Source organism: Leifsonia sp. Y862 (assembly GCF_057669585.1).
This window is the reverse complement of record NZ_JBYHFR010000002.1, coordinates 777,240-798,820: the sequence shown is the minus strand read 5'-3', so window position 1 is coordinate 798,820 and position 21,581 is coordinate 777,240. Positions and strand designations below refer to the sequence as shown.

Below are 21,581 nucleotides of genomic sequence, written 5' to 3'. Positions count from 1 at the left end.
GAGATCGGTAAAACTGCACGCGGGTGCAATCACGCTGATCGCGGCACGGCGGCATGTTTGCCGAAGTCCTCGATTCACCGAGCCGCTCCTGCTTGACTGGTGCTGTGACCACGACCGACGCCACCGGCACTCCGGAATCGACAGAGTCAAACAGTGCTGCAAGCACAATCGGTACACGATTCGAGCGGCTGAGCACAGAGTCGGCGAGCGCCATCCTTGAACAGGTATGGGGCATCCGTGCCGCCGCGCTTTCCCGGCTCGATACCGAGAATGACGACACCTTTCACGTCCACTTGGCGCACGCGATTTCAGCGTCCGCAGTAACCGCGGTCACGCAGGAAACAGTTCCCGCTCACGCCGCCGACTTCGTGCTCAAGGTGGCGCACCCCGCCGAACCAGCAGAGCAAATCGAGCTGCAGAGTGCGGCTCTCCTGCACGCTGCGGCTCGCAACCCCCTACTGCCCCTGCAAAAGATCATTCCGGCGCTCACTGGCGAACTCCACCCCCGGGTATCAACGCCGTTCGGCGGCAGTCACGACGGCAGCAGCAGCGGCGAAAGTGGCAGTGGCCACGGCGCCAGCCGCCTCGGCCGCCTCCTCACGTACATTCCAGGGCGGATGCTGCAGGACACGTCGCCCACGCTCCCCCAGTTGCACGCGTGCGGGCGCAGCCTCGCCACCCTTGCGGCAGCCCTCGCCGACTTCGAGCATCCTGCGGCTCACCGCGCGCTCCCCTGGGACCTGCAACAACTCGGAATGCTCAGGGACAAACTGCCGGCCGTCGCCGACGACGCCCTGCGTGCCGAACTAGACGGTGCACTCCGCACACTGTTGCGCGACACCCTCCCCCGGCTTCACCGCACCCGTCGCCAGGTGATCCACAACGACTTCCATGGCGGAAACGTTGTGGTGGATCCGACCGACCCGGCATTCGTCACCGGGATCCTCGACTTCGGCGACACCGTCGCGAGCTTCCTGGTGGCCGACCTGGCCGTGGCCATGTCCTATGTCATCGGCCCCACGGGCGGCAACACGACCGGCGCCGACACGACAGGCATCGACACGACGGGCACCGACCCGACCGGCACCGACACAACAGCCGCCGACCCCTGGCTCGCCGCAGACGCCCTCCGCGACGGCTACCGGGAGATCACGCCACTCACCGACGATGAGCTGGCCATGCTGCATCCGCTCGTCGTCGGCCGACTGGTGCAGCGCCTCGTGCTTGGCAGCTGGCTGGCCGAGTCGGACCCGGCCAATGCGGCATACACAGCCCGCAACCTGCGGACGACCCTCGACCAATTCGCCAGCGTGAAAGGAGCGCTGTAATGGCCGGACCGAGCAGCTATTTCAACCCCGATCGCCAGGGAGAGCTCGCCGCAGACCAGCGCGAATTGGTCGCACAGCGGGAGCGCCTTCTCGGCCGCGCGTACCGCTTGTTCTACGAACAGCCGATCGAGATCGTGCGCGGTGCCGGCACCCGCCTCTACGACGCAGACGGCACCGCGTATCTCGACGTTTACAACAACGTGCCATCCGCCGGCCACTCCCACCCGCGGATCGTCGACGCCATCGCGACCCAGGCGGCCACCCTCAACACGCACACCCGCTACCTCAGCCGCGGCATCCTGGACTATTCGGCCGACCTGCTCGCCACCTTTCCGGCCGGCATCGACAACGTCATGTTCACCTGCACAGGGTCGGAGGCCAACGACCTGGCGCTGCGGCTGGCCAAAGCGGTGACCGGCAACGAGGGCGTGATCGTCACCCGCAACGCGTACCACGGGATCACCACGGAGGTCGCGGCCATCTCCCCCTCCCTCGGCGGCCTGGGCTCCATCGCCCCGTGGGCACGGGTCATCGACGCACCGACCGGCGACGGCGCCGCCTTCATCCACGATGTGATGGATGCAGCAGACGAGCTGGGTCAATCCGGCCACGGGCTTGCCGCGGTCATCGTCGACACGATCTTCGCCAGCGACGGCGTGATCCCCGGCGACAACACTCCAGGCGCTCCCGGGTTCCTGGCTGGTGTCCTCGCCATGACGCACGCCGCGGGCGGCCTCTTCATCGCCGATGAAGTGCAGCCGGGGTTCGGTCGACTCGGCAGCTGGAGCGGTCACACGCATGCAGCGGATGCCGACACCCGCGTCCCCTTCGGTACCCCTGCGTCCGGCCTCTGGGGTTTCAGCCGCCACGGCATCGTGCCCGACATCGTCACGCTCGGCAAGCCGATGGGCAACGGAATGCCCATCGCGGCCATGCTCGCCAGGCGGGAACTCGTCGACGAGTTCGGGTCGACGACGCGCTACTTCAACACCTTCGGCGGCAACCCGGTGTCGATCGCCGCCGCACAGGCAACCCTCGACGTCGTGCGTGACGAGCGCCTTCACGACAACGCCGCTCACGTCGGCGGCTACCTGGCCGACCAGCTGCGTCAGCTGGCCAGCACGACGCCAGAGCTCGGTGCGGTGCGTGGGGCTGGGCTCTTCATCGGCGTTGACATCGTGGATGCCGCCGACGGGAGCCCCGACGAGGCACGCACCATCCGACTGCTCAACGAACTTCGCAGGCGGCACGTGCTCATCGGGGCATCCGGTCTTGGCAACAACACGCTCAAGGTGCGCCCGCCGCTGCCATTCAGCATCGCGGATGCCGACCTCTTCCTCACCGAGCTGGACGGCGCGCTCAGCGCCCTGCGCTAGCTCGTCGCCCATCGGCTCGGCGGGTCTCGAGACACTCGCTGGCGCTCGTTCCTCGACCAACGGGAGGGACAGAGGGCAGGCGGCTAGAAGATCCGAACGGCAACCTCCGCGGGCGCCGCGAGCAGCTCCTCGATCTCGTCGTCGAGCTTCACCAGGGTGAGCGAGGCGCCCGCCATGTCGAGCGAGGTGCAGTACTCCCCCACATAGCTCCGGCCCACGGTGATTCCGCGCTCGGCCAGCTGCTGGTGCGCGCGCCCGTACAGGATGTACAGCTCGCTGATCGGAGTGCCGCCGAGTCCGTTGATCATGAGGGCCACGCGGTCGCCCGACTGATAGGGCAGGTCATCCACCACTGCGTTCAGCAGCTCATCCACGATCTCATTCGCCGAGACCAGCTTCGCGCGGCGCCGTCCTGGCTCCCCATGGATGCCAACGCCCACCTCCATCTCGTCCTCACCCAGTTCAAACAATGGCGACCCCTTCGCCGGCGGCGTGCAGGAGGTGAGCGCGATGCCCATGGTGCGCGTGACGCTGTTCACCTTCTCGCCGATCCGAACGAGCTCATCGAGGTCTGCGCCCTTCTCTGCCGCAGCACCGACGGCCTTCATCACGAAGAAGTTGCCTGCGACGCCGCGTCTGCCCACCGTCCACGTCGAGTCCTTCACCGAGACATCGTCGTCGATGAACAGCGTCTTGACCGTGATGCCGTCGGCCTCACTCAGTTCCGCCGCCATTTCGAACGCCATCTTGTCGCCGGTGTAGTTGTTGACCAGCAGCAGCACACCCTTGGGCGAGGCCAGCAGCTTCGTCGTCTCGTAGACGTATTCCATGGGAGGGGCGGAGAAGATGTCACCGGGGCACGCGGCATCCAGCATGCCCTTGCCCACCGTCATCACGTGTGCGGGTTCGTGACCGGAGCCCGAACCCTGGATGATCGACACCTTGTTCGGGTTCGGGGCGTCTTTCCGCATGATCAGGTTGTACTCCGGCACATACGTGAGAGTGTCGGGGTTGGCCAGCGCAATGCCGGTGAGCATCTCTGGCACGTACTGCTTCGGGTCGTTGACGAATTTCTTCATGTCCTGGGCTCCATTGCCTTCAGTTGTTACTCCGCCCTGCGCCCCTCCGGCACAGGTTTGATCAGGGAAAACACGGCCGGGTCAGCGCCCGCCCATCCAACGCCGTTCAACGCGCCGCCCACTCGGAGCTCAGCCGCTCCAGCATCACGGCCACCGCAACGGCGCCGGGATCCGGAGACCCGATGCTGCGTTCTCCGGTGTAACTGGCGCGGCCACGCATCGCCTGCATCGGGGTGGTGGCATCGGCGCTGGCCCGCGCAACGAGCGCGAGCGCCGCGAGGGTGTCGGCAGCGTCGGCCGCGTCGCCGCCCGTGCCAGCCGCGTCCTCGAGCGCATCCGCTACCGGCACCAGCGCGTCGAGCAGGGTCTTGTCGCCGACATCCGAATTGCCGCGTGCCTTGATGCCGTCGATTGCGGCCCGCAGCATCTCCACGACGTCGGCGGCAGTGAGCTCGTCCTTGCCCCTGGCCGATGTCGATGCGCGCAGGAACGCGGTACCCCAGATCGGCCCAGACGTACCGCCGATCCGCCCCGAAATGACCATGGCAATCTTCTGCAGGAACACTGCTGGGCTGCTCCTGTCGTAGCTGTCCCAGTCGGCCAGCACGATCTCGAAGCCGCGGGCGAGCGAGTATCCGAAGTCGCCGTCTCCGACGACCGCATCGAGGTCGCCGAACTCCTTCTCGTTGTCGACCGCCGTCTGCGCGATGCTGCGCACGACGAACTCGGTGTCTGCCACGCCGGATGGGCTCATGTGAGGTTCCTCTCTGGTGCCTGGAGTATGGCGTCGAAATCGGCGAGGGTGACCCACGCGCCAGGGGTGAGGTTCCGCGGATCGCCCAGCGTCACCGTCGCTTCCCCATCGGGGTCGCCGAGGGAGGACACCACGAGGGATGCCCCATCGAAATGTTCGGCTGCTGTGTAGCTGCTCACGGTGATCACCGTCTTCAAGCCTGCGGCGAGCGCTGCGCGCAGTCCGTTCTCGCTGTCTTCGACCACCACGGCATCCGTAGCGTCGATGCCAAGCTCCCTGATCGCATGCAGGTAGATGTCGGGAGCCGGCTTCTTCGCGGCCACGATATCCCCGGCGAAGACGCTGAATCGTGCGGCCAGCTCGTCACCAACGGCATGGCTGAGCACGGCGCGAACGGATGCCTCAGCCGACGTCGACGCGACGGCCAGCGTCCAGCCTGCTGCCGCGGCATCCGTCACGATGCGCCTGATACCCGGACGCGCCGGCATCACGCCTGACGCTACCCGCTCTGTATAGATCGCCGTCTTTCGCTTGTGCCACGCGGCGACGGTGTCTGCCCACTCCGCGGGGTCGTCCGACAGGCCGATTTCGGCGGCAATGCTCGGTGTGAGGATGCTCGTCATGCGCTCCTTGCCGCCGCCGATCTTCACCTTCTCGGCGTAATCTTCGTCGCTCCAGTGCACTGGGACGCCGAATTCCTCGAAGGTCTGGTTGAACGCAGGCAGGTGGCCGTCACGCTCCGTGTCGGCGAGCACCCCGTCACAGTCGAAGATGAGCGCCGGCACGATCAGTCGGCCTTGCCTGCGCTGCCGAACTGCTCGGCCAACGCAATGGTCATGCTGACGATGTCACCGCGGACGAAGCTGAACAACGACGGCGGATCCCATTTGTCCCTGGCCTCGGCGTCTTTCAAGAAGGCCAGGTTCGATTTCATGTAGGTGATCTTCAGCGCCGTTGAAATGTTCACCTTGGCGCAGCCGCGCGCGATGAGATCGGCGAACTGGGCGTCGGTAAGACCGCTGCCGCCGTGCAGGGCGATCGGGATCGGATGCGCTTCGACGATGTCGGTGACGCGCTGGAAGTCGAGTACCGGCTCATGCTTGTACACGCCGTGGGCATTGCCGATCGCCGGCGCGAACACGTCGACCCCCGTGGCTTCGATATAGCGGAGCGACACCTCGAGCGTCTGCCTGGCTGACGGCGTCTCAGAGCCGATACCGTCTTCCACGCCCGTGATCGACTCGATCTCGCCCTCGACGTGGGCGCCGAAGGTCCTGGCCTGCTTGACCACCTCGACCGATTGCCGCTGGTTCTCTTCAACCGGCAGCGTCGAGGCGTCGAAGAGCACGGAGTTCCAGCCGCGCTCAAGGCACTCTGTGATGAGGTCGCGATCCGGGCAGTGGTCGAGGTGCAGGGCGACGGGCACGTCGATCCCTGCGGTCATCGACTCCCACATGGCGTACAACACCTTCGACCCGATCGATCTCACGGTCTTGACGGATGTCTGCACGATGACGGGCGAGCGGGCCTCAACAGCCCCGGCCAGTACGGCTTCCATCGTCAGGTCATTCACGATATTGATTGCCGGAACGCCGTAGCGCGCAGCAAATGCGCGGTCGACGATGTCTTTCAGAGTGGAAACAGCCACATTGCTCACCTACCCCATCTGGGGGTCATCCTAGGGCGAGTGGTGCGTGCCGGACAAGAGTGGACGGCGGGTCTCGAGACACTCGCCTGCGCCACATGGACGGAATGTCGCCCCGTTGGTCGAGGAGGCCGTTCACGGCCATCTCGAGACCTACAGTGAGGAGATCGGCCAGCCAGATTTCGAGACGCTCGCTGGCGCTCGCTCCTCAATCAGCGGTTGGCGGGTCAGCGTTCGAAGATGAGCAGCGTGGATGTCGCACTCGCGTACAGCCGGCCATCGGCATCCGTCAGCGTTGCCTGTGCGAATGCCACACGCCTGCCCGATGACAGCAGCGTGGCTTCTGCACGCACGAGCCCTGTGTCGGCGAGTATGGCGCGGTGGTACGACACCTTGAGCTCCAGCGTCGTGTAGCCCTGGGTCGGGCTGAGCTTGGACTGGGTCGCGCACCCGCACGCACTGTCGAGCATCGTGGCCGCATAGCCACCGTGCACTGAACCGATCGGGTTGTAGGCGTGGTGGCCTGGCACGCCCTCAAAGACCGCCCGGCCGTCGTCGACCTCGACGAGCTGGATGTCGAGCGACTCCGCGATCCCTGGGCGGCGGCCCGTCGAGATTAGCGCCCGCAACTGGTCAAGTCCTGACTGGCCGGGGGCGACCTCGTCGTTGAGCGTCACCGGTGGTCTCCTTCGCCTGCGCGGGTTGTTGCGGCTTGGGTTGGGGCCGACGACGGCGTCGCAGGCGGCGTGGCGAATCTCGACGCAACCTCCTCCAGCACCGATTCGGAGCCGGCGTAGATGCCGGTCTCCCGCGGCCAGTGGCTGATCACATCGGTGAAGCCGAGTTCTGCCGCGCGGCCGACCGCATCGTCGAAGGCGCCAACGCTCGACAGCGAGTATGCGCCGCCGCTGTCGAGTGAGAGGTAGCGGTCGAGTGTGGCCGGGTCCCTGTCGACCGCGACTGCGGCGTCGTCAAGCCGTCCAGCCAGGGCCTCGACGGCCTTCCACCAGTCCTCGCCCACGGCGCCGTCCTTGCCGGTGGTCACCCAGCCGTCGCCGAACGTCGCGACAAGTTTCAGCCCCTTCGGCCCGTTGGCTGCGATCACAAATGGAACGCGCGGTTGCTGGCTCGGTCGCCCCACCATGCGCGCCTTCACCGCGGTGTACCAGTCGCCAGAGAAGCTGATGCCGCCAGATCCCGGCGTCTCGTGCCTGAGCAGCTCGTCGAGTCTGGTCACAAACTCCGCGAACCGTTCGTGCCGCTCTGCTGGCGAGTATTCGGGCTGGCCGAGCACGTACGCGTCGAAGCCTGTGCCGCCAGAGCCGATGCCGAGCAGCAGGCGGCCACCCGAGATGTCGTCGATCGTCGCGACTTCCTTCGCAAAGGGCACCGGATGCCGGAAGTTGGGCGACGACACGAACGTGCCGAGGCGGATCCGACTGGTGACAACGGCCGCGGCGGCCAGCGTTGCCGTCGTGGCATGCCAGGGCTCGTCGGCCAGCGTCCGCCACGACAGGTGATCGTAGGTCCAAGCGTGGTCGAAGCCGAGGCTCTCGGCGCCCTCCCACTTTCGGCGGGCATCCGCCCACGAGTCTTGCGGAAGAATCGTGATTCCATATCGCATGATGCGAGTCTACGGATGCGGCATCCGCTCGCCACTCCCAGCGGCTCGTTTCGTGTGATTGGCCGTCGTCCACAGTTTCGTCGTCACTGTTCTTCGCCGCTGGCCTTCGTCGCTGAAATTTCTTCACTACTGTCGGTTGTCGGTGCCAGACTCTCGGCATGACAGGCATCCAGAGTTCAGCACCCCGTCAGCCGCACCCCACAGCGCACTGCGGCATTGTTCCGCCGTACCTGTTGGCACGACTGGCAGACCAGCGCGACCCGCAGTTCCAGGCTGCGGCTGAGGCGGCCAGGCGCTCGCTGGCGCATGACGAGCCGATCCGGTCAGCTCGGCAGTTCGTGCACCCTACGGTGACCGGTAGCGCGACGACAAAAAAGGACACGCACCCACTCAACGAACCGCAGCGCATTGTGTCGGATGCCGGCGGCCGCGAGACGCTGCCCGGCGCTGTCGTGCGCAGCGAAGGGCAGCCAGCCACAGCGGATGTCGCGGTGAACGAGGCCTATGACGGTCTCGGGCACACCTTCGACATGTTCCTGAGCGCCTTCTCCCGTGCCTCGATCGACGGAGCAGGCCTGGCGCTCGCTGCGACGGTGCACTACGGGCTCGAGTACGACAACGCATTCTGGAACGGCGAGCGCATGGTGTTCGGCGACGGAGACGGCGAGGTGTTCAATCGCTTCACCATCTCGCTCAGCGTCATCGGCCATGAGCTCACCCACGGTGTCACGCAGTTCACCGCAAATCTTGACTATCGGGGCCAATCTGGCGCACTCAACGAGTCCGTCTCCGACGTCTTCGGTGCTCTCGTTGAGCAACACGCCCAGCGGCAGACCGTAGCGGAGGCCAGCTGGCTCATCGGAGAGGGGCTGTTCACCGATGAGGTGCAGGGCGTCGCGCTTCGGTCGTTGAAGGCACCGGGTACCGCGTACAACGACGACGTTCTCGGCACCGATCCACAGCCGTCGAGCATGGCCGACTACGTGACAACGACGGATGACCACGGTGGGGTGCACATCAACTCCGGCATTCCGAACCGGGCGTTCTACCTCGTAGCGGATGCCATCGGCGGGTTCGCGTGGGAGGCGCCAGGCCAGATTTGGTACGACACACTGACCTCTCCAGACCTGTCATCCGACGCCGACTTCGCCGAGTTCGCCGCGGCGACGCTCACCGCTGCCGCTGCACGGTTCGGCGGTGACTCACCGGAATACGACGCGGTGGTTGCCGCGTGGACGACAGTGGGCGTGCCACTGCCGGATGCGCCTCCCCCGGCGGGGACACCACCGGTCACACCGACGCCGAGCGCGCGAACAAAGCGGAGTAGCATCGCGGCATGAGGGTCATGGTGTCGCGAAGCGGCGGAATCGCCGGCTTGCAGCGTGTCTGGGAGGTGCGGGTCGACGACCAGCCGGATGCTCTCGACTGGCGTGCACTTCTGGCCGCGCTGCCCTGGGATGACACCCCGCAGACCGCGCCCGAACCCGATCGGTACATCTACCGCATCCGCTGCGCGCCGCACGAGGTTGTGCTCGCGGAGCCGCAGGTCTCCGGCCAGTGGCGCGAATTGGTGGATCGGGTGCGAGCAGCGGCCAGCGGATGACGAAACGGACGTCGCGTGGGACGATGAAGCATGGCTAACGACGAGGGACCCGTAGAAGTACTCTCCGCCGACGAATGCTGGGACACGTTGCTGTCGACCAGCCTCGGACGTCTGGGCGTCGCCGTTGCCGGCGAACCCGAGATTTACCCGGTCAACTTCGTCACGGCAGACCGCAAGTTGTACTTTCGGACAGCTGAGGGCACCAAGCTGCTCTCCCTGGTGGTGAACCAGCGCGTGGCATTCGAGGCAGACGGCGTCGGCAACGACCAGGCCTGGAGCGTCGTCGTGAAGGGTACGGCGCGCATTATCGAGAAGCAGTCGGAGATCGACTCTGTCAACGCACTTCCATTGCAGCCGCTGATTCCCACCCTGAAGTACATCTTCGTGGAGATCACCCCAACCGAGATCTCGGGGCGCAGATTCGAACTCGGCCCTGAGCCTGAACGGTACTAATCCAGGAGCGCGAGGAGTGGGCTGCGGGGTAAACCGTCAGTCGCCCGCTCGCTTGCCTACCGCAGGACCAGTACCGACAGCAGCGCGACCGCGTAGGCGTCGGCCGGGCTGGATGCCTCGCAGACTGAGACCGTGTCATCGTGCTGCACATCGACTTCGAAGCGGTCATCCGCCAGCCGTCGCAGTGCGCGAAAACTCGATCCGAGAAGCTCTCTGAGCTGGTCTTCACGTGGCAGCCAGAGCGCATCCTCGAGGGCGAGCGAATCGAGCGCCCACTCCGTTGTTCCGTTGAATCCCAGGATCGTGCCCGTGTCGAACACGTGCGGCTCGATCGTCATGTCGCTGACGGTGAAGACGTCGCCCTCCAGCTCGGCGCGCTCAATGCGGAAGGCATCCCCAGACAGCGGATGCCACACCACTCCGAGCAGCCGCAGCTCGCGGGCCAATTCGGTGGAAATCATCCCCCATTATTTGCACCGTCCGACGCGGAATGGAAGAGCGGGCACGGAGATGCCTGCAGCGCGATCAGCCGCGTGCCGACGTGCGCCGCGCCACGGTGGCCAGACGCCGTCGTGAGCCCGCACAGCACAACGGCGTGGTCACGAGTGCCGTCGGCATCCGTGGCCACGCCGTGTGCGTGAAACAGGTCGAGTGGTTAGCTGACGCCCAGCAGGTCGATCACGAAGATCAGCGTCTGGCCGCTCAGGTGGTGTCCTGAGCCGGCGGGTCCGTATGCCAGGTGCGGCGGAACGATGAGCTTGCGACGGCCGCCGACCTTCATGCCGGGAATGCCCTGCTGCCATCCGGCGATCAGGCGGTCAAGCGGGAAGTTGATGGACTGGCCGCGACCCCACGACGAGTCGAACTCCTCACCGGAGTCGTACTCGACGCCCAGGTAGTGCACGTCTACCGTCGCGCCTGGCGTCGCTTCTTCGCCGTCTCCCACAACGATGTCAACGATCTCGAGGGCCTCGGGCGCCGGGCCATCTGGTGCGTCAAGTTCTGGCTTTGAATTCAAATCAGTCATGTATCCATCCAAGCGGATTCTCGCCCAGTTCGCACAACCGAGAATTCCTCCTTGCGCGAACGGATGCCCGGGTGCAGGCTGTTAACAGATGAACTCGTTGACCCGGGAGAGTCGTAGGCAGTGCCACACCACCGGGCGGCGAGTTCTTCCCGTTAAGGGCGATGTCTGCGCGCGACGGCGGTTTCGAGACGCGACCTCCTTTCCGCCGGGGCGGGCTACACGCGGTCGAACATCGTCTCCGGGTTCAGGATGCCGAGCGGATCGAACACGGCCTTCAGCTGACGCTGCAGTTCGTAGCTGGTGTCACCCAATTCCTCAGCGAGCCAGCGCTTCTTCAGGATGCCGACGCCGTGCTCTCCCGTGAGCGTGCCGCCGAGTGCCAGCGCCGCGTGGAAGAGTTCGCTGGCCGCATCCCAGACGGCGTCAGGTACGAGCGGAGCATCGACGGCGCGGTCGGGGTCGGCCTTGATCACGAAGTTCGGGTGCAGGTTTCCGTCGCCGGCGTGCGCGACGGTGGGGATGAGGATGCCGGTGCGCGTGCTGATCTCGTCGATCGCCGCGAACATCTCCGCCATGCGTGAGCGGGGCACGCTGACATCCTCGATGAGTACCTCACCAAGTGCGACGAGCGCCGGGTGAAATGACCGGCGAATCGCGAGCAACCGCTCCCCCTCTGCGGCATCCGTCGACAGGCGAGCGGTGCCGCCGCTCGCGGCGAGGATCTCCATGGCCAGCTCGGCCTCTGCGACGGCTGCGACGCCATCCGTTTGAACCAGCAGGAACGCACCATCATTGATCGGCAGTCCGGCCGTGCCCGCGTCGCCGAGGTAGGCGGCGATGGTGGTGAGCGCCATTGGGTCGAGGAGTTCCATGACGGCAGGTTGCACACCCTCAGCGATGAGGCGAGCGGATGCCGCCGCCGCTGTCGTCACATCGGGGAACACTGCGCCGATGGTCATGGTGACGCCCTGCACGATTCGTCGCGTGCGCACTGTCGCCTCGACGATGACGCCGAGCGTGCCCTCTGAACCCGTCATCAGGGCAGTGAGGTCGTAACCGGTGACGCCCTTGACGGTTCGATGACCCATTTCGAGCAGGCGGCCGTCGGCCAGCACCACCTTCAGGCCGAGCACGGCTTCCCTGGTGACGCCGTATTTGGCGCACAGTAAGCCCCCGGCGTTCGTCGCGATGTTGCCGCCGACGCTGGCGATGGCCTTGCTGGCCGGATCTGGCGCGAACCACAGTCCGTGTTCGGCGAGCGCATCGTTCAGGTTTTGGTTGATGACCCCCGGCTCGACGACGGCAAGCTCGTCTTCCGGCCTGATTTCGAGGATTCGGTTCATGCCGGCGACGCTCAAGACGATGGAGCCCTCGCCGCCGCAGGCGCCGCCGGCGAGCCCGGTTCCGCTGCCGCGGGTGACGACAGGAACCCTGAACTCTGTTGCGATGCGCAGCGTGGCCTGCACGTCCTCGATCGAGCGAGCGTGGACGAGCGCAATCGGCGTGCCGTCGGCGACCCAGCCGGATCGATCGACCCGGCTGGCCGCACGTTCGTGTGGATCGGTGCTGACAATGCTCCCGAGTTCGGCGACGAGACGGGAGAGGAGAAGAGCAGACATAATCGCTAAATTACACTGCGCCAGCAGGTCTCCCCCGACGCGTGACGCCCTCTTACCGAGAGGGCGCTACGGGGCGGACGCTATCTAGATGACGCCCTGGGCGAGCATGGCATCGGCCACGCGGGTGAACCCTGAGATGTTGGCCCCGAGCACGTAGTTTCCCGGCTCGCCATACTCTTCAGCCGTCTGGGCGCAGCTCTCGTGGATTCCGCGCATGATCTCGGCCAGACGTGCTTCCGTGTGCTCGAAAGTCCAGGAATCCCGCGATGCGTTCTGCTGCATCTCCAGGGCAGAGGTGGCAACCCCACCAGCGTTGGCCGCCTTGCCCGGCGCGAACAGCACGCCGCCCTCGACGAGGATGCGGACGGCATCCGGTGTGCACGGCATGTTGGCACCCTCAGCGACAGCGCTCACACCATTCGCGACCAACACGGCAGCGTCGTCGGCGTGCAGCTCATTCTGCGTGGCGCACGGCAGCGCAACGTGGATGGCCGTCTCTGCCGCGATGGACCAGATGTTGCCTGCTGCACGGTATTCAGATGCCGTGCCGCGCAGCTCCGCGTAGTCGGCGAGGCGACCGCGACGGTTTTCCTTGATCTCACGCAGCAGCTCGACGTCGATGCCGTCCTTGTCGTAGACGACGCCGGACGAATCGGAGCAGGCCACGACGGTGCCACCGAGCTGGTGCACTTTCTCGATGGCGTAGATAGCGACGTTGCCCGATCCGGAGACCAGCACGCGCTTGCCGTCGAAGTTCTCACCGCGGGTGGCGAGCATCTGCTCCGTGAAGAAGACCGCGCCGTAACCGGTGGCCTCCGTGCGAGCACGTGACCCGCCCCAGCCGACACCCTTGCCGGTGAGGACACCGGACTCGTAGCGGTTGGTGATCCGCTTGTACTGGCCGAACAGGTAGCCGATCTCACGGCCGCCGACACCGATGTCGCCGGCGGGAACGTCGGTGTACTCGCCGATGTGACGGTACAGCTCGGTCATGAACGACTGGCAGAAGCGCATGACCTCAGCGTCAGACTTGCCCTTGGGGTCGAAGTCGCTGCCACCCTTGCCGCCGCCGATCGGCATGCCAGTGAGTGCGTTCTTGAAGATCTGCTCGAAGCCCAGGAATTTCACTGTGCCGAGCGTTACTGACGGGTGGAAGCGGAGCCCGCCCTTGAACGGGCCGAGTGCTGAGTTGAACTCAACACGGAAGCCGCGGTTGATCTGCACGCGACCGGCGTCGTCGGTCCACGGCACTCGGAAGATGATCTGGCGTTCCGGCTCACAGATGCGCTGCAGGATCGACGCTTCCGCATACTGCGGGTGCCGGTTCACGACGCGGCCGAGGGACTCGAATACCTCTCGCGCGGCCTGGTGAAATTCCACCTCGCCAGCGTTGCGTCGGAGAACGCTGTCGAAAATGGGCTGGATTGCAGGGTCAAGCGAGTTCATAGGTGGATCTTCCTGACGGGAACGGAAGCTTCCAGACTAGCCCTCGTGCTGCGGCCCCAAACTGGGTGCCGCTCAACCTGAGCGTGCAGACCTCCAATGTCCGACAGTGCCAGTTGTGATATCGCGCAGTGGCAAGTGCAGAAGCGCCCGCTAGCCTAAGAATGTGAAATTTGCGCACCTCAAAGTTGAAGGCCAGTCCACCCCACGTCTTGCTGTGACCATTGGAGACTCGGTTCTCTTCCTTGACGAGGTGATGGAAGACGCGCCGCGCGACCTGCAGGAGCTCCTCGATGCAGGGGGAACGGAATACGACCGCGTGCGTGCGCACGTCGACAATGCGCGTGCCCAGAATGTCTCCCTGACGCCACTTGAGGGGCTGCGATACGCCTCTGCCGTGCTGCGTCCGCCGCAGATCATCGCCATCGGCGCCAACTACGCCGCCCATTCCTCAGAGTTGAAGCTGCGCTCGGAGACGGCGGCCACCGTGTTCTCGCTGTGGCCGAACTCGCTCACGGGACACGAATCGACGGTCACCTGGCCGAAGGATCTCGCCACCCAGGTCGACTACGAGGCCGAGGTCGGCGTCATCATCGGCAAGGCCGCACGCAATGTCTCTGTGCACAATGCCCTCGACTACGTCTTCGGATACACCGTGGTCAACGACATCACCGCGAGGGACCTGCAGTTCTCCGAGGCGCAGTGGTCGAGATGCAAGTCGTTCGACGGCTTCACGCCGACAGGCCCCATCGTCGTGACGGCCGATGAGATCGGTGATCCGCAGGACCTGTGGCTGACCACCCACGTCGATGGTCGCATTCTGCAGGATGCCTCAAGCGGCGACATGGTGCGCACCGTTGCCGAGCTCATCGCCTTCCTCTCGAGCACCGCGACATTGCTGCCAGGCACGCTGATCTCCACGGGTAGCCCAGGAGGTGCCGGGTACAGCCGCAAGCCGCAGGTTTTCCTGCGTGACGGCTCCACCGTCACCGTCTCGATCGACAAGATCGGCTACCTCACGACGTACTGCCGCGAGATCTAGGGCGGTTCCCGCGGAACCGGCAGCTGCACCGGCACACATCGCGCCAACCTGAAAAGGCGTGAAGAGTGCTCGTCAGCCTGCCGTTTTGAATGGCCAGAAGCGTAGGCTGTGAACCATTCTGCTGCCGCACGTGGGGAGGAGGCGGTTCATGTCACAGATCTCCGTGGTCATACCCGCCTGGAATGATGCCCGCATGCTCCGCGTGGCACTTGATGCACTCGCGCAGCAAATCAGGCCGGCCGACGAGATCATCGTGGTCGACAATGCGTCAACGGATGACACGGCCGAGGTCGCACGAGCGGCCGGCGCCACTGTTGTCTACGAGCCGCTCCAGGGCATCTGGCCGGCGGCATCCGCTGGATATGACGCCGCTAGTGGCGACATCATCGCCCGCCTGGACGCTGATTCGATCCCTCCCGTCGACTGGCTGATGCACATCGACGCCGAATTCACCCTGTCGCCGGAGGCCGATGTGATCACCGGTCCTGGCGATTTCTATGACTGCAATGCGTTTGTCGCGCTGCTGGGTGGAACCCTCTACATCGGTGGCTTCTTCTTCGCCATGGGATTTTGGCTGACGCAATCCCCGATTTTCGGATCGAACTTTGCCATGCGCAGGGGTGTCTGGCGAGACGTACGCGACCGGGTGCACCGCACCCTGCCTGACGTGCACGACGACCTCGACCTCAGCCTGCACCTCGGGCCGGCGGTGACCGTCGTGTACGAGCCGTCGTTGCGCGTGGGGATTTCGGCCAGGCCGTTCAGCACCTGGAGCGGCTTCAGCAGGCGCATCAGATGGGCATACCGCACGCTAGCCATGCACATGCCAGAGGAGACGCCGTGGCGAAGAGCCGCCGTGAAACGGGGCCTCGCTGCGGCGCAGTCCGACCGGGCCCGCCGGGCGGCATAGTCCGACGACCGGGCCTGCAGGGGGCCTAGGTCGACACTGGCTTCAGCTGGTCGGAGCCGCTCCCCGGTAGAGCTCAATGAGGTCGTACGCCAGCAGGTGCGGAGTGGTCTCGCACGGGCTGTGCCCGGTTGGATACACCCGGAACTCTGCGTTGATCCGATCGGCGAACTCGTGATGCAGATCAATGGGCCACAGATCGTGGTGACCGACAGCGATAAGCGCCGGCACTCTGCTCGCGCGCACGGCGTTGTCGGTGAACGGCACCTGTTTCATGAGCAGGGCGATGTCATCCACGCTCTGTCTGCTCGTGTATTGAAAACGCATCCGCACCAGGTCGAGTCTGCCCGGCGGCACTCGGTTCTTGTTGGTGACGATCCCCCAGACGAGGAGACTCGCGATGCCACGCGGTGGAATCACGTAGCTGAGCGGACCGATCCAGCGCACCCCTGCAAACGATTGCCCTGAGCGAGGGGGAACGCTGAGCAGGGCAAGCGTGGCGAACAGCTCCGGTCGTTTCGTGAGGGCCAGTTGAGCGACGACGCCGGCGAACGAGTACCCGAGCACGTGCGCGGGTGCTGCGCCTTCGTCCAGGAAGGCCACGAGGTCGTCGACGAACAGGTCGTAGCTGTAGTGGCCCTGCTCATTCGGTCCGGCGAGCGCCGACTCATATTGACCGGCCATGTCGTAGCTCTGCACGAAATACCCGGCATTTGCCAGCAGCGGCGCGAGGAGCACAAAGTCTTCCTTCGAGCCAGTGACGCCGGGAACCAGCACCACCCGCGGGGCCTCTGGTTTGCCAAGGGAGATGACGGCGAGCGATCCGCTTGGGGCAGCGAAAATCGATCGCACGGCGCCAGGCGGAAACACCGTCCAGTCGATGTCAGGCAACGTTTCATCACGCGTCGCGAGTTCTTCCCGCGTGCTCTCACCGATGTTCAGTCGGAATTGCTCCCAGATGGACACCTGCTCAGCGTATCGCTGCCGGGGAGAATGAACATGGCATCCGCCCCAACAGCGATCGAAACAGCTCGGTGCTGGCTACTCGATGATCGGAATCGCGGTCGTCGGTGTGGCCACCGTGACTCCCGACAGCCTGGCCGGCTCGAGTTCCCGCATGACGTCGACCCTGGTCATCAGCTTGGACTCGACGACGAGGTCGGCAACATTTCGACCGGTGAGCAGTGCGGTCTTCGCGAGAGCAGCTGCGGCCGAGTAGCCGATGTGCGGAATCAGCGCCGTGATGACGCCGACACTGGATCCCACCATCGCGTCGAGGCGGTCCTCGTTCGCGGTGATGCCGTCGACGCAGTTGACCCTGAGCGTCCACATGGCCTGCGTCATCCAGGCCAGGCTCTGCAGCAGCGAGTGCGCAATCACGGGCTCGAACGCGTTCAACTGCAGCTGTCCGCCCTCTGCGGCCATGGTGACTGTCACGTCAGCGCCGGCAACGGCGAATGCGACCTGGTTGACCACCTCTGGGATCACCGGGTTCACCTTGCCAGGCATGATGCTGGATCCGGCCTGCTTGGGCGGCAGGTTGATCTCGCCGAAGCCGGCCTGGGGGCCGGAGGACAGCAGACGCAGGTCGTTGCAGATCTTAGACAGCTTGATGGCGCTGCGCTTGAGGTTGGCGCTGAACGACATGAACCCACCGGCGTCGCTCGTGGATTCGATCAGGTCTGGCGCGGTCTCGAGGCTCAGTCCGGTGATCTCATTGAGATGACGGATAGCGGCAGCCGCGTACCCCGGATCGGCCGTGATTCCGGTTCCGATGGCCGTTGCGCCCAGGTTGATCTCCGCGAGCAGCCACACGGCCTCTGTGAGCCGGTCGTAGTCTTCACCGAGCGTGGTGGCGAAGCCGTGGAATTCCTGGCCGAGTGTCATCGGCACGGCATCCTGCAACTGGGTGCGACCAACCTTGAGAATGTGGTTGAACTCGACGGCCTTGTCGGAGAACGATCCCTGCAGCGCCTTGAGTTCACGCAGCAGGTGGCGGAGGGAGAAGGTCAGGGCGATCTTGATCGCTGTCGGGTAGGTGTCGTTGGTCGACTGGCTGCGGTTCACGTGGTCGATCGGGCTCAGGATGTCGTAGCGACCCTTGGCGTAGCCGGCATGCTCGAGGGCGATGTTGCAGATGACCTCGTTGGCGTTCATATTGGTGGACGTTCCCGCTCCACCCTGAATCACGCCGACGACGAATTCATCGTGGAACTGCCCATCGATGATGTCCTGGCAGGCGGCATCAATCCAGGCTGCCTTCTCCGGGGAGAGCGAACCGATCTCTTCGTTGGCGCGGGCGCAGGCCTGCTTCACAGAGGCGAGCGCAACGATGAAGTCGGGGTACACCGAGATGGGGCGCTTGGCGATGGGGAAGTTGTCCATGGCCCGCTTGGTGTGCACGCCCCAATATGCGGCCTCTGGCACCTCAAGCGGTCCGAGTGAATCGCTTTCGATGCGGAATCCGGGTCGAGCCACAGTCGAGCTCTCCATTCCCTGGCCATGGCCAGAATTCGTTGATTCGAATCGAAGTGGCGGGGTTGCTGACACGCTGGTTGACACACTGGCTCCATTGCCGTCGGTGGGATGAGCCGAAGCTCGTGACGTTTAACCCTATCGCGGGATGCACGCACGAAAACGGGCCGCAGCGCAGCGGATTGCCGCACCCCGGGGCCACCGCGCACGAAATCACCCGTTCGACGGCGAAATCGTGACTCTCTCGTCTGAGGTGATCACCCGCCAGCGAGTGCTGATGGCCGGTGGAGACGGGAATGTGGGACTATCAAGCCCAAGTATGAGATTGCCTCAACGAGGAGAACACCGTGACAGATCACGACACTGCCGCAGCCAGGGCGCCGGAAGCCGATCTCATCGGCTGGTCGCGGCATCCGTTCACCGCGGCTGGCCGCACCCACGACTGCTTCGAGAAGGGCAGCGGACCAGGAGTCGTACTCATCCCTGAGATCCCCGGCATGACCCCAGAGGTGATGGGGCTCGCAGAGCACCTGGTTGACTCCGGTTTCACCGTTGTCGTTCCCTCGCCTTTCGGCGAGCCTGGCCGCCCGGCGACCGCGGGCTACACGACAGGCGTGGTCGCACGCCTCTGCGTGTCGGCCGAGTTCCGTGCATTCGCGACGAACGCCCACCGACCCATTGCCGACTACCTGCGCGCCGTCGCCGCTGATTTGGCAGGGCGCACCCCCGGCGCCGGTGTTGGCGTGATCGGCATGTGCTTCACCGGTGGTTTCGCATTGGCGACGGCCGTCGACGATTCTGTGCTGGCATCCGTCGTCAGCCAGCCGGCAGTGCCCTTCCCGGTCAGCGCGGCGCATCGCGCAGACCCTGGGGTGTCCGCCGCCGAAATGAACCGCATCCTCGCGCGAACCAATGTGGGCGATCTCTGCGTGCTCGGCCTTCGATTCAGCGAGGACACCGCATCGCCCCGTGCTCGATTCACCGGCTTGCGCGCCCGCCTCGGCGACGCATTCGAGGTCATCGAACTCGATTCGTCGCCGGGCAACGCCAGCGGCTTCTCCCCGCGCGCGCACTCGGTGCTCACGCACGAGGTACGCGAAACACCCGGCCACCCTGCACTGCTCGCCCGTGAGCGCGTGGTGGCCTTCCTGCAGGAGCGCGTGCGCGTCGGGTAGAGCTCCCCCGTTGGCCGAGGAGGCCGGTCACGGCCGTCTCGAGGCCCCGCCCCGCGCACCGGCGCATCGGCGCATCGGCGCTGCGACTTCTCCCCCTGTACGTTCGGCGCGCCCATAACCGCGAACCGCGCCCGCTGTAGCGGGCGCGGTGGGCGATAGCGGGCGCGGGTTTCGAGACGGCCCTGGCGGGCCTCCTCAACCAGCGGTTGGGAGGCTAGACCTTCTCCGGTTCTGCGTCGTCGACGCCGCCGGTCTTGTCGACGCCGTCGATCCCGAGGATCTCCTCCTCAATGACTCCGCCGTAGCCGTCTGCCTGCGGGTCGCCGTGCAGACCGCCGGACACCGCGTACTCCTCCTCAGGAGAGAGGATGAGACGGTTGCGGCCCCAGAGCGCGAATCCGACGAGCATCACGACGTAGACGACGACGATGGCAACAATGGCGGGCTGGAACGTCTCATTGAGCAGGAACCCGACGAAGATCGCCGCGGACAGGATGCCGGCGATCACCGCACCAGGCACACCCCACGGGCTCACGTACGGGCGCTTGGCATTCGGGTACTTCCTGCGGAGGACCACGAACGAGATCATCTGCATGAGGTAGGCAAGCACCGCACCCCAGACGGCGATGTTCAGCACGATGGCACCGGCAACGGCGCCGGCCCCTTCTTCATCCAGGCTGCTGAGCACATCGACAACGACGAGGGCCACGAAGCCGATGACGGCGCCGGCGACCAGTGCCACCCACGGTGTCTGCCGCTTGCCGGTGAGAGACAGGAACTTCGGGTAGTAGCCGGCGCGTGACAGCGAGTACATGTTGCGTCCGTAGGCGAACATGATGCCCTGCAGCGACGCGAACAGGCCGATCAGGGCGAACAGCGCCAGCACGGCAGCAGCCTCGTCACCGACCATGACCCTGAATCCGTCAAGCAGCGGCTCTCCGGCGGTGCCCGTCGCTTCAGCGCCGAGGATTCCGGTGTTCAGGAACAGCACGAGCAGGCCGGTGATGATCAGCGTGCCGCGAGCCCACAGGCCGGCGCGCGGGATGTCCCTCACGGGGTCGTGTGCTTCTTCAGCGGCCAACGGCAGCTCTTCAATGCCGAGGAAGAACCACATCGCAAACGGCAGTGCGAACAGGATGGGCAGCACGCCGTGGGGCAGGAAGGCGCTCTGGCCGGCATCCGGAACGATGTTGAACAGGTTGTCCCACGAGAAGTGCCCGGTGAATGCGGCCATGACGGAGAACACCAGCAGGATGCCGATGGAGATGATGGAGACGACGATGGCGAACTTGAAGGAGATGGCGGCACCAGCGGTATTGAGTGCGATGAAGATCAAGTAGAGGACCACCCACCAGATCCAGGCCGGCATCGAGAAGCCGAGCAACTCGCTGGTTATGCCGTCGGCATACGACGCGGAGAAGAACACGATGACGGCCGTCGTCGCGACGTATTCAATCGTCTCTGCGAGGCCCGTCACGAATCCGCCCCACGGGCCGATTGCCGCACGGGAGAACGAATATGCTCCCCCGGTGTGTGGCATGGCGGAGGCCATCTCACCGATCGAGAAGATCATGCCGTAGTACATGACGATCAACAGGGCGAAGGCGATCAGCATGCCGCCGAACCCGGCATAGTCGATGCCGAAGTTCCACCCGGAGAAGTCACCGGAGATCACGGCCGCAACGGCGAGGCCCCACAGCCCCCAGACGCCGGCTGAACGCTTGAGCTTTCGCTTCTCGAAGTATCCATGCTCTGCCGTCGTGTACGTCACGCCCGACACCCGCAGTGTGTCCTTTGCCATCTCGATTCCTTCTCGATTGGGTTGCACACGCGACGAGCGCCAACGTATACAAAGCTGACAGTTGCTGGCATGACTATAGGGCCATCAATGGTCGGCGTAACTACCTTTGGAAGAAATATCTGCCGAAATCGTTGAAATAGTTCCCCTGACCAGTGGACTTATCGCGGCGCCCTTGTGATGTAATGGTCTGCGTCACACCGAATTGAAGCTGCACCATCGACGTTCTCGCT

General features: G+C 65.0%; 21 protein-coding genes. 8 read left to right on the top strand and 13 right to left on the bottom strand.

The genetic code is table 11. The features are described from left to right. Nucleotides 1–104: 104 nt before the first annotated feature. Together AC25Z0_RS13765 and AC25Z0_RS13760 are read left to right on the top strand one after the other, a co-directional pair. Nucleotides 105–1,328 carry a phosphotransferase gene (locus AC25Z0_RS13765; RefSeq protein WP_488133559.1) on the top strand — a complete coding sequence of 408 codons (1,224 nt, stop codon included), beginning with the start codon at nt 105–107 and terminating at the stop codon, nt 1,326–1,328. Beyond that, a complete protein-coding gene (locus AC25Z0_RS13760; protein ID WP_488133558.1) occupies nt 1,328–2,704 on the top strand; it encodes an aspartate aminotransferase family protein in 1,377 nt (458 codons plus the stop codon). The genes AC25Z0_RS13765 and AC25Z0_RS13760 overlap by 1 nt, the downstream gene beginning before the upstream one ends. Before the next feature lie 83 nt (nt 2,705–2,787). Here AC25Z0_RS13760 and dhaK read toward each other — a convergent pair whose 3' ends face one another. The 6 genes from dhaK to AC25Z0_RS13730 all read right to left on the bottom strand — a co-directional run bounded on the left by dhaK (nt 2,788) and on the right by AC25Z0_RS13730 (nt 7,806). Then, nucleotides 2,788–3,783 carry a dihydroxyacetone kinase subunit DhaK gene (gene dhaK, locus AC25Z0_RS13755; protein WP_488133557.1) on the bottom strand — a complete coding sequence of 332 codons (996 nt, stop codon included), beginning with the start codon at nt 3,781–3,783 and terminating at the stop codon, nt 2,788–2,790. Between the two features lie 106 nt (nt 3,784–3,889). Further along, nucleotides 3,890–4,537, bottom strand: a complete 648-nt coding sequence (gene dhaL, locus AC25Z0_RS13750; RefSeq protein WP_488133556.1) for a dihydroxyacetone kinase subunit DhaL — start codon at nt 4,535–4,537, stop codon at nt 3,890–3,892. Continuing rightward, on the bottom strand, nt 4,534–5,322 hold the full coding sequence (locus AC25Z0_RS13745; RefSeq protein ID WP_488133555.1) for an HAD-IA family hydrolase: 789 nt from the start codon (nt 5,320–5,322) through the stop codon (nt 4,534–4,536). The genes dhaL and AC25Z0_RS13745 overlap by 4 nt, the downstream gene beginning before the upstream one ends. Before the next feature lie 2 nt (nt 5,323–5,324). Further along, nucleotides 5,325–6,185, bottom strand: coding sequence for a class II fructose-bisphosphate aldolase (locus AC25Z0_RS13740; RefSeq protein ID WP_488120214.1), 861 nt, complete (start codon nt 6,183–6,185; stop codon nt 5,325–5,327). A gap of 224 nt (nt 6,186–6,409) precedes the next feature. Continuing rightward, nucleotides 6,410–6,859 (bottom strand): PaaI family thioesterase, encoded by a 450-nt coding sequence (locus AC25Z0_RS13735; RefSeq protein ID WP_488120213.1) that lies wholly within the window; start codon nt 6,857–6,859, stop codon nt 6,410–6,412. Further along, nucleotides 6,856–7,806 (bottom strand): LLM class flavin-dependent oxidoreductase, encoded by a 951-nt coding sequence (locus tag AC25Z0_RS13730; protein WP_488133554.1) that lies wholly within the window; start codon nt 7,804–7,806, stop codon nt 6,856–6,858. Before AC25Z0_RS13730 ends, AC25Z0_RS13735 begins: the two co-directional genes overlap by 4 nt. A gap of 158 nt (nt 7,807–7,964) precedes the next feature. Between AC25Z0_RS13730 and AC25Z0_RS13725 the strand changes: the two genes are divergently transcribed. From AC25Z0_RS13725 to AC25Z0_RS13715, 3 genes are read left to right on the top strand one after another with little or no spacing between them, the layout of a single operon-like run. Next, nucleotides 7,965–9,146, top strand: coding sequence for a M4 family metallopeptidase (locus AC25Z0_RS13725; protein ID WP_488133553.1), 1,182 nt, complete (start codon nt 7,965–7,967; stop codon nt 9,144–9,146). After that, complete coding sequence (locus AC25Z0_RS13720) at nt 9,143–9,409, top strand: protealysin inhibitor emfourin (protein WP_488120210.1); 267 nt, start codon at nt 9,143–9,145, stop codon at nt 9,407–9,409. Before AC25Z0_RS13725 ends, AC25Z0_RS13720 begins: the two co-directional genes overlap by 4 nt. A gap of 30 nt (nt 9,410–9,439) precedes the next feature. Further along, nucleotides 9,440–9,862: a pyridoxamine 5'-phosphate oxidase family protein gene (locus AC25Z0_RS13715; protein ID WP_488120209.1), complete on the top strand. Its 423-nt coding sequence runs from the start codon at nt 9,440–9,442 to the stop codon at nt 9,860–9,862. 56 nt (nt 9,863–9,918) lie between these two features. On the opposite strand, the gene AC25Z0_RS13710 is transcribed toward AC25Z0_RS13715, so the two are convergent. The 4 genes from AC25Z0_RS13710 to gdhA all read right to left on the bottom strand — a co-directional run bounded on the left by AC25Z0_RS13710 (nt 9,919) and on the right by gdhA (nt 13,954). Next, entirely contained in the window at nt 9,919–10,323 is a 405-nt protein-coding gene (locus AC25Z0_RS13710; protein WP_488120208.1) for a pilus assembly protein CpaE, read from the bottom strand. A 194-nt stretch (nt 10,324–10,517) separates the two neighbouring features. Further along, nucleotides 10,518–10,889 (bottom strand): FKBP-type peptidyl-prolyl cis-trans isomerase, encoded by a 372-nt coding sequence (locus AC25Z0_RS13705; RefSeq protein WP_488120207.1) that lies wholly within the window; start codon nt 10,887–10,889, stop codon nt 10,518–10,520. 215 nt (nt 10,890–11,104) lie between these two features. Further along, complete coding sequence (locus AC25Z0_RS13700) at nt 11,105–12,508, bottom strand: FAD-binding oxidoreductase (protein ID WP_488133552.1); 1,404 nt, start codon at nt 12,506–12,508, stop codon at nt 11,105–11,107. A gap of 84 nt (nt 12,509–12,592) precedes the next feature. After that, complete coding sequence (gene gdhA / locus AC25Z0_RS13695; RefSeq protein WP_488120205.1) at nt 12,593–13,954, bottom strand: NADP-specific glutamate dehydrogenase; 1,362 nt, start codon at nt 13,952–13,954, stop codon at nt 12,593–12,595. Between the two features lie 163 nt (nt 13,955–14,117). On the opposite strand from gdhA, the gene AC25Z0_RS13690 reads away from it, so the two are divergent. Together AC25Z0_RS13690 and AC25Z0_RS13685 are read left to right on the top strand one after the other, a co-directional pair. Further along, the gene (locus tag AC25Z0_RS13690) at nt 14,118–14,993 is read left to right on the top strand and encodes a fumarylacetoacetate hydrolase family protein (protein WP_488133551.1); all 876 of its coding nucleotides are present in this window, start codon (nt 14,118–14,120) and stop codon (nt 14,991–14,993) included. Between the two features lie 148 nt (nt 14,994–15,141). Continuing rightward, entirely contained in the window at nt 15,142–15,903 is a 762-nt protein-coding gene (locus tag AC25Z0_RS13685) for a glycosyltransferase family 2 protein (protein WP_488120203.1), read from the top strand. 42 nt (nt 15,904–15,945) lie between these two features. Here AC25Z0_RS13685 and AC25Z0_RS13680 read toward each other — a convergent pair whose 3' ends face one another. Both AC25Z0_RS13680 and AC25Z0_RS13675 read right to left on the bottom strand, forming a co-directional pair. Beyond that, complete coding sequence (locus AC25Z0_RS13680) at nt 15,946–16,866, bottom strand: alpha/beta fold hydrolase (protein ID WP_488120202.1); 921 nt, start codon at nt 16,864–16,866, stop codon at nt 15,946–15,948. Nucleotides 16,867–16,941: 75 nt separating this feature from the next. Next, nucleotides 16,942–18,393 (bottom strand): aspartate ammonia-lyase, encoded by a 1,452-nt coding sequence (locus AC25Z0_RS13675; RefSeq protein WP_488120201.1) that lies wholly within the window; start codon nt 18,391–18,393, stop codon nt 16,942–16,944. Nucleotides 18,394–18,722: 329 nt separating this feature from the next. Between AC25Z0_RS13675 and AC25Z0_RS13670 the strand changes: the two genes are divergently transcribed. Next, on the top strand, nt 18,723–19,550 hold the full coding sequence (locus AC25Z0_RS13670) for a dienelactone hydrolase family protein (protein WP_488133550.1): 828 nt from the start codon (nt 18,723–18,725) through the stop codon (nt 19,548–19,550). A gap of 214 nt (nt 19,551–19,764) precedes the next feature. On the opposite strand, the gene AC25Z0_RS13665 is transcribed toward AC25Z0_RS13670, so the two are convergent. After that, nucleotides 19,765–21,351, bottom strand: a complete 1,587-nt coding sequence (locus AC25Z0_RS13665; protein WP_488133549.1) for an amino acid permease — start codon at nt 21,349–21,351, stop codon at nt 19,765–19,767. Between the last annotated feature and the right edge of the window lie 230 nt (nt 21,352–21,581).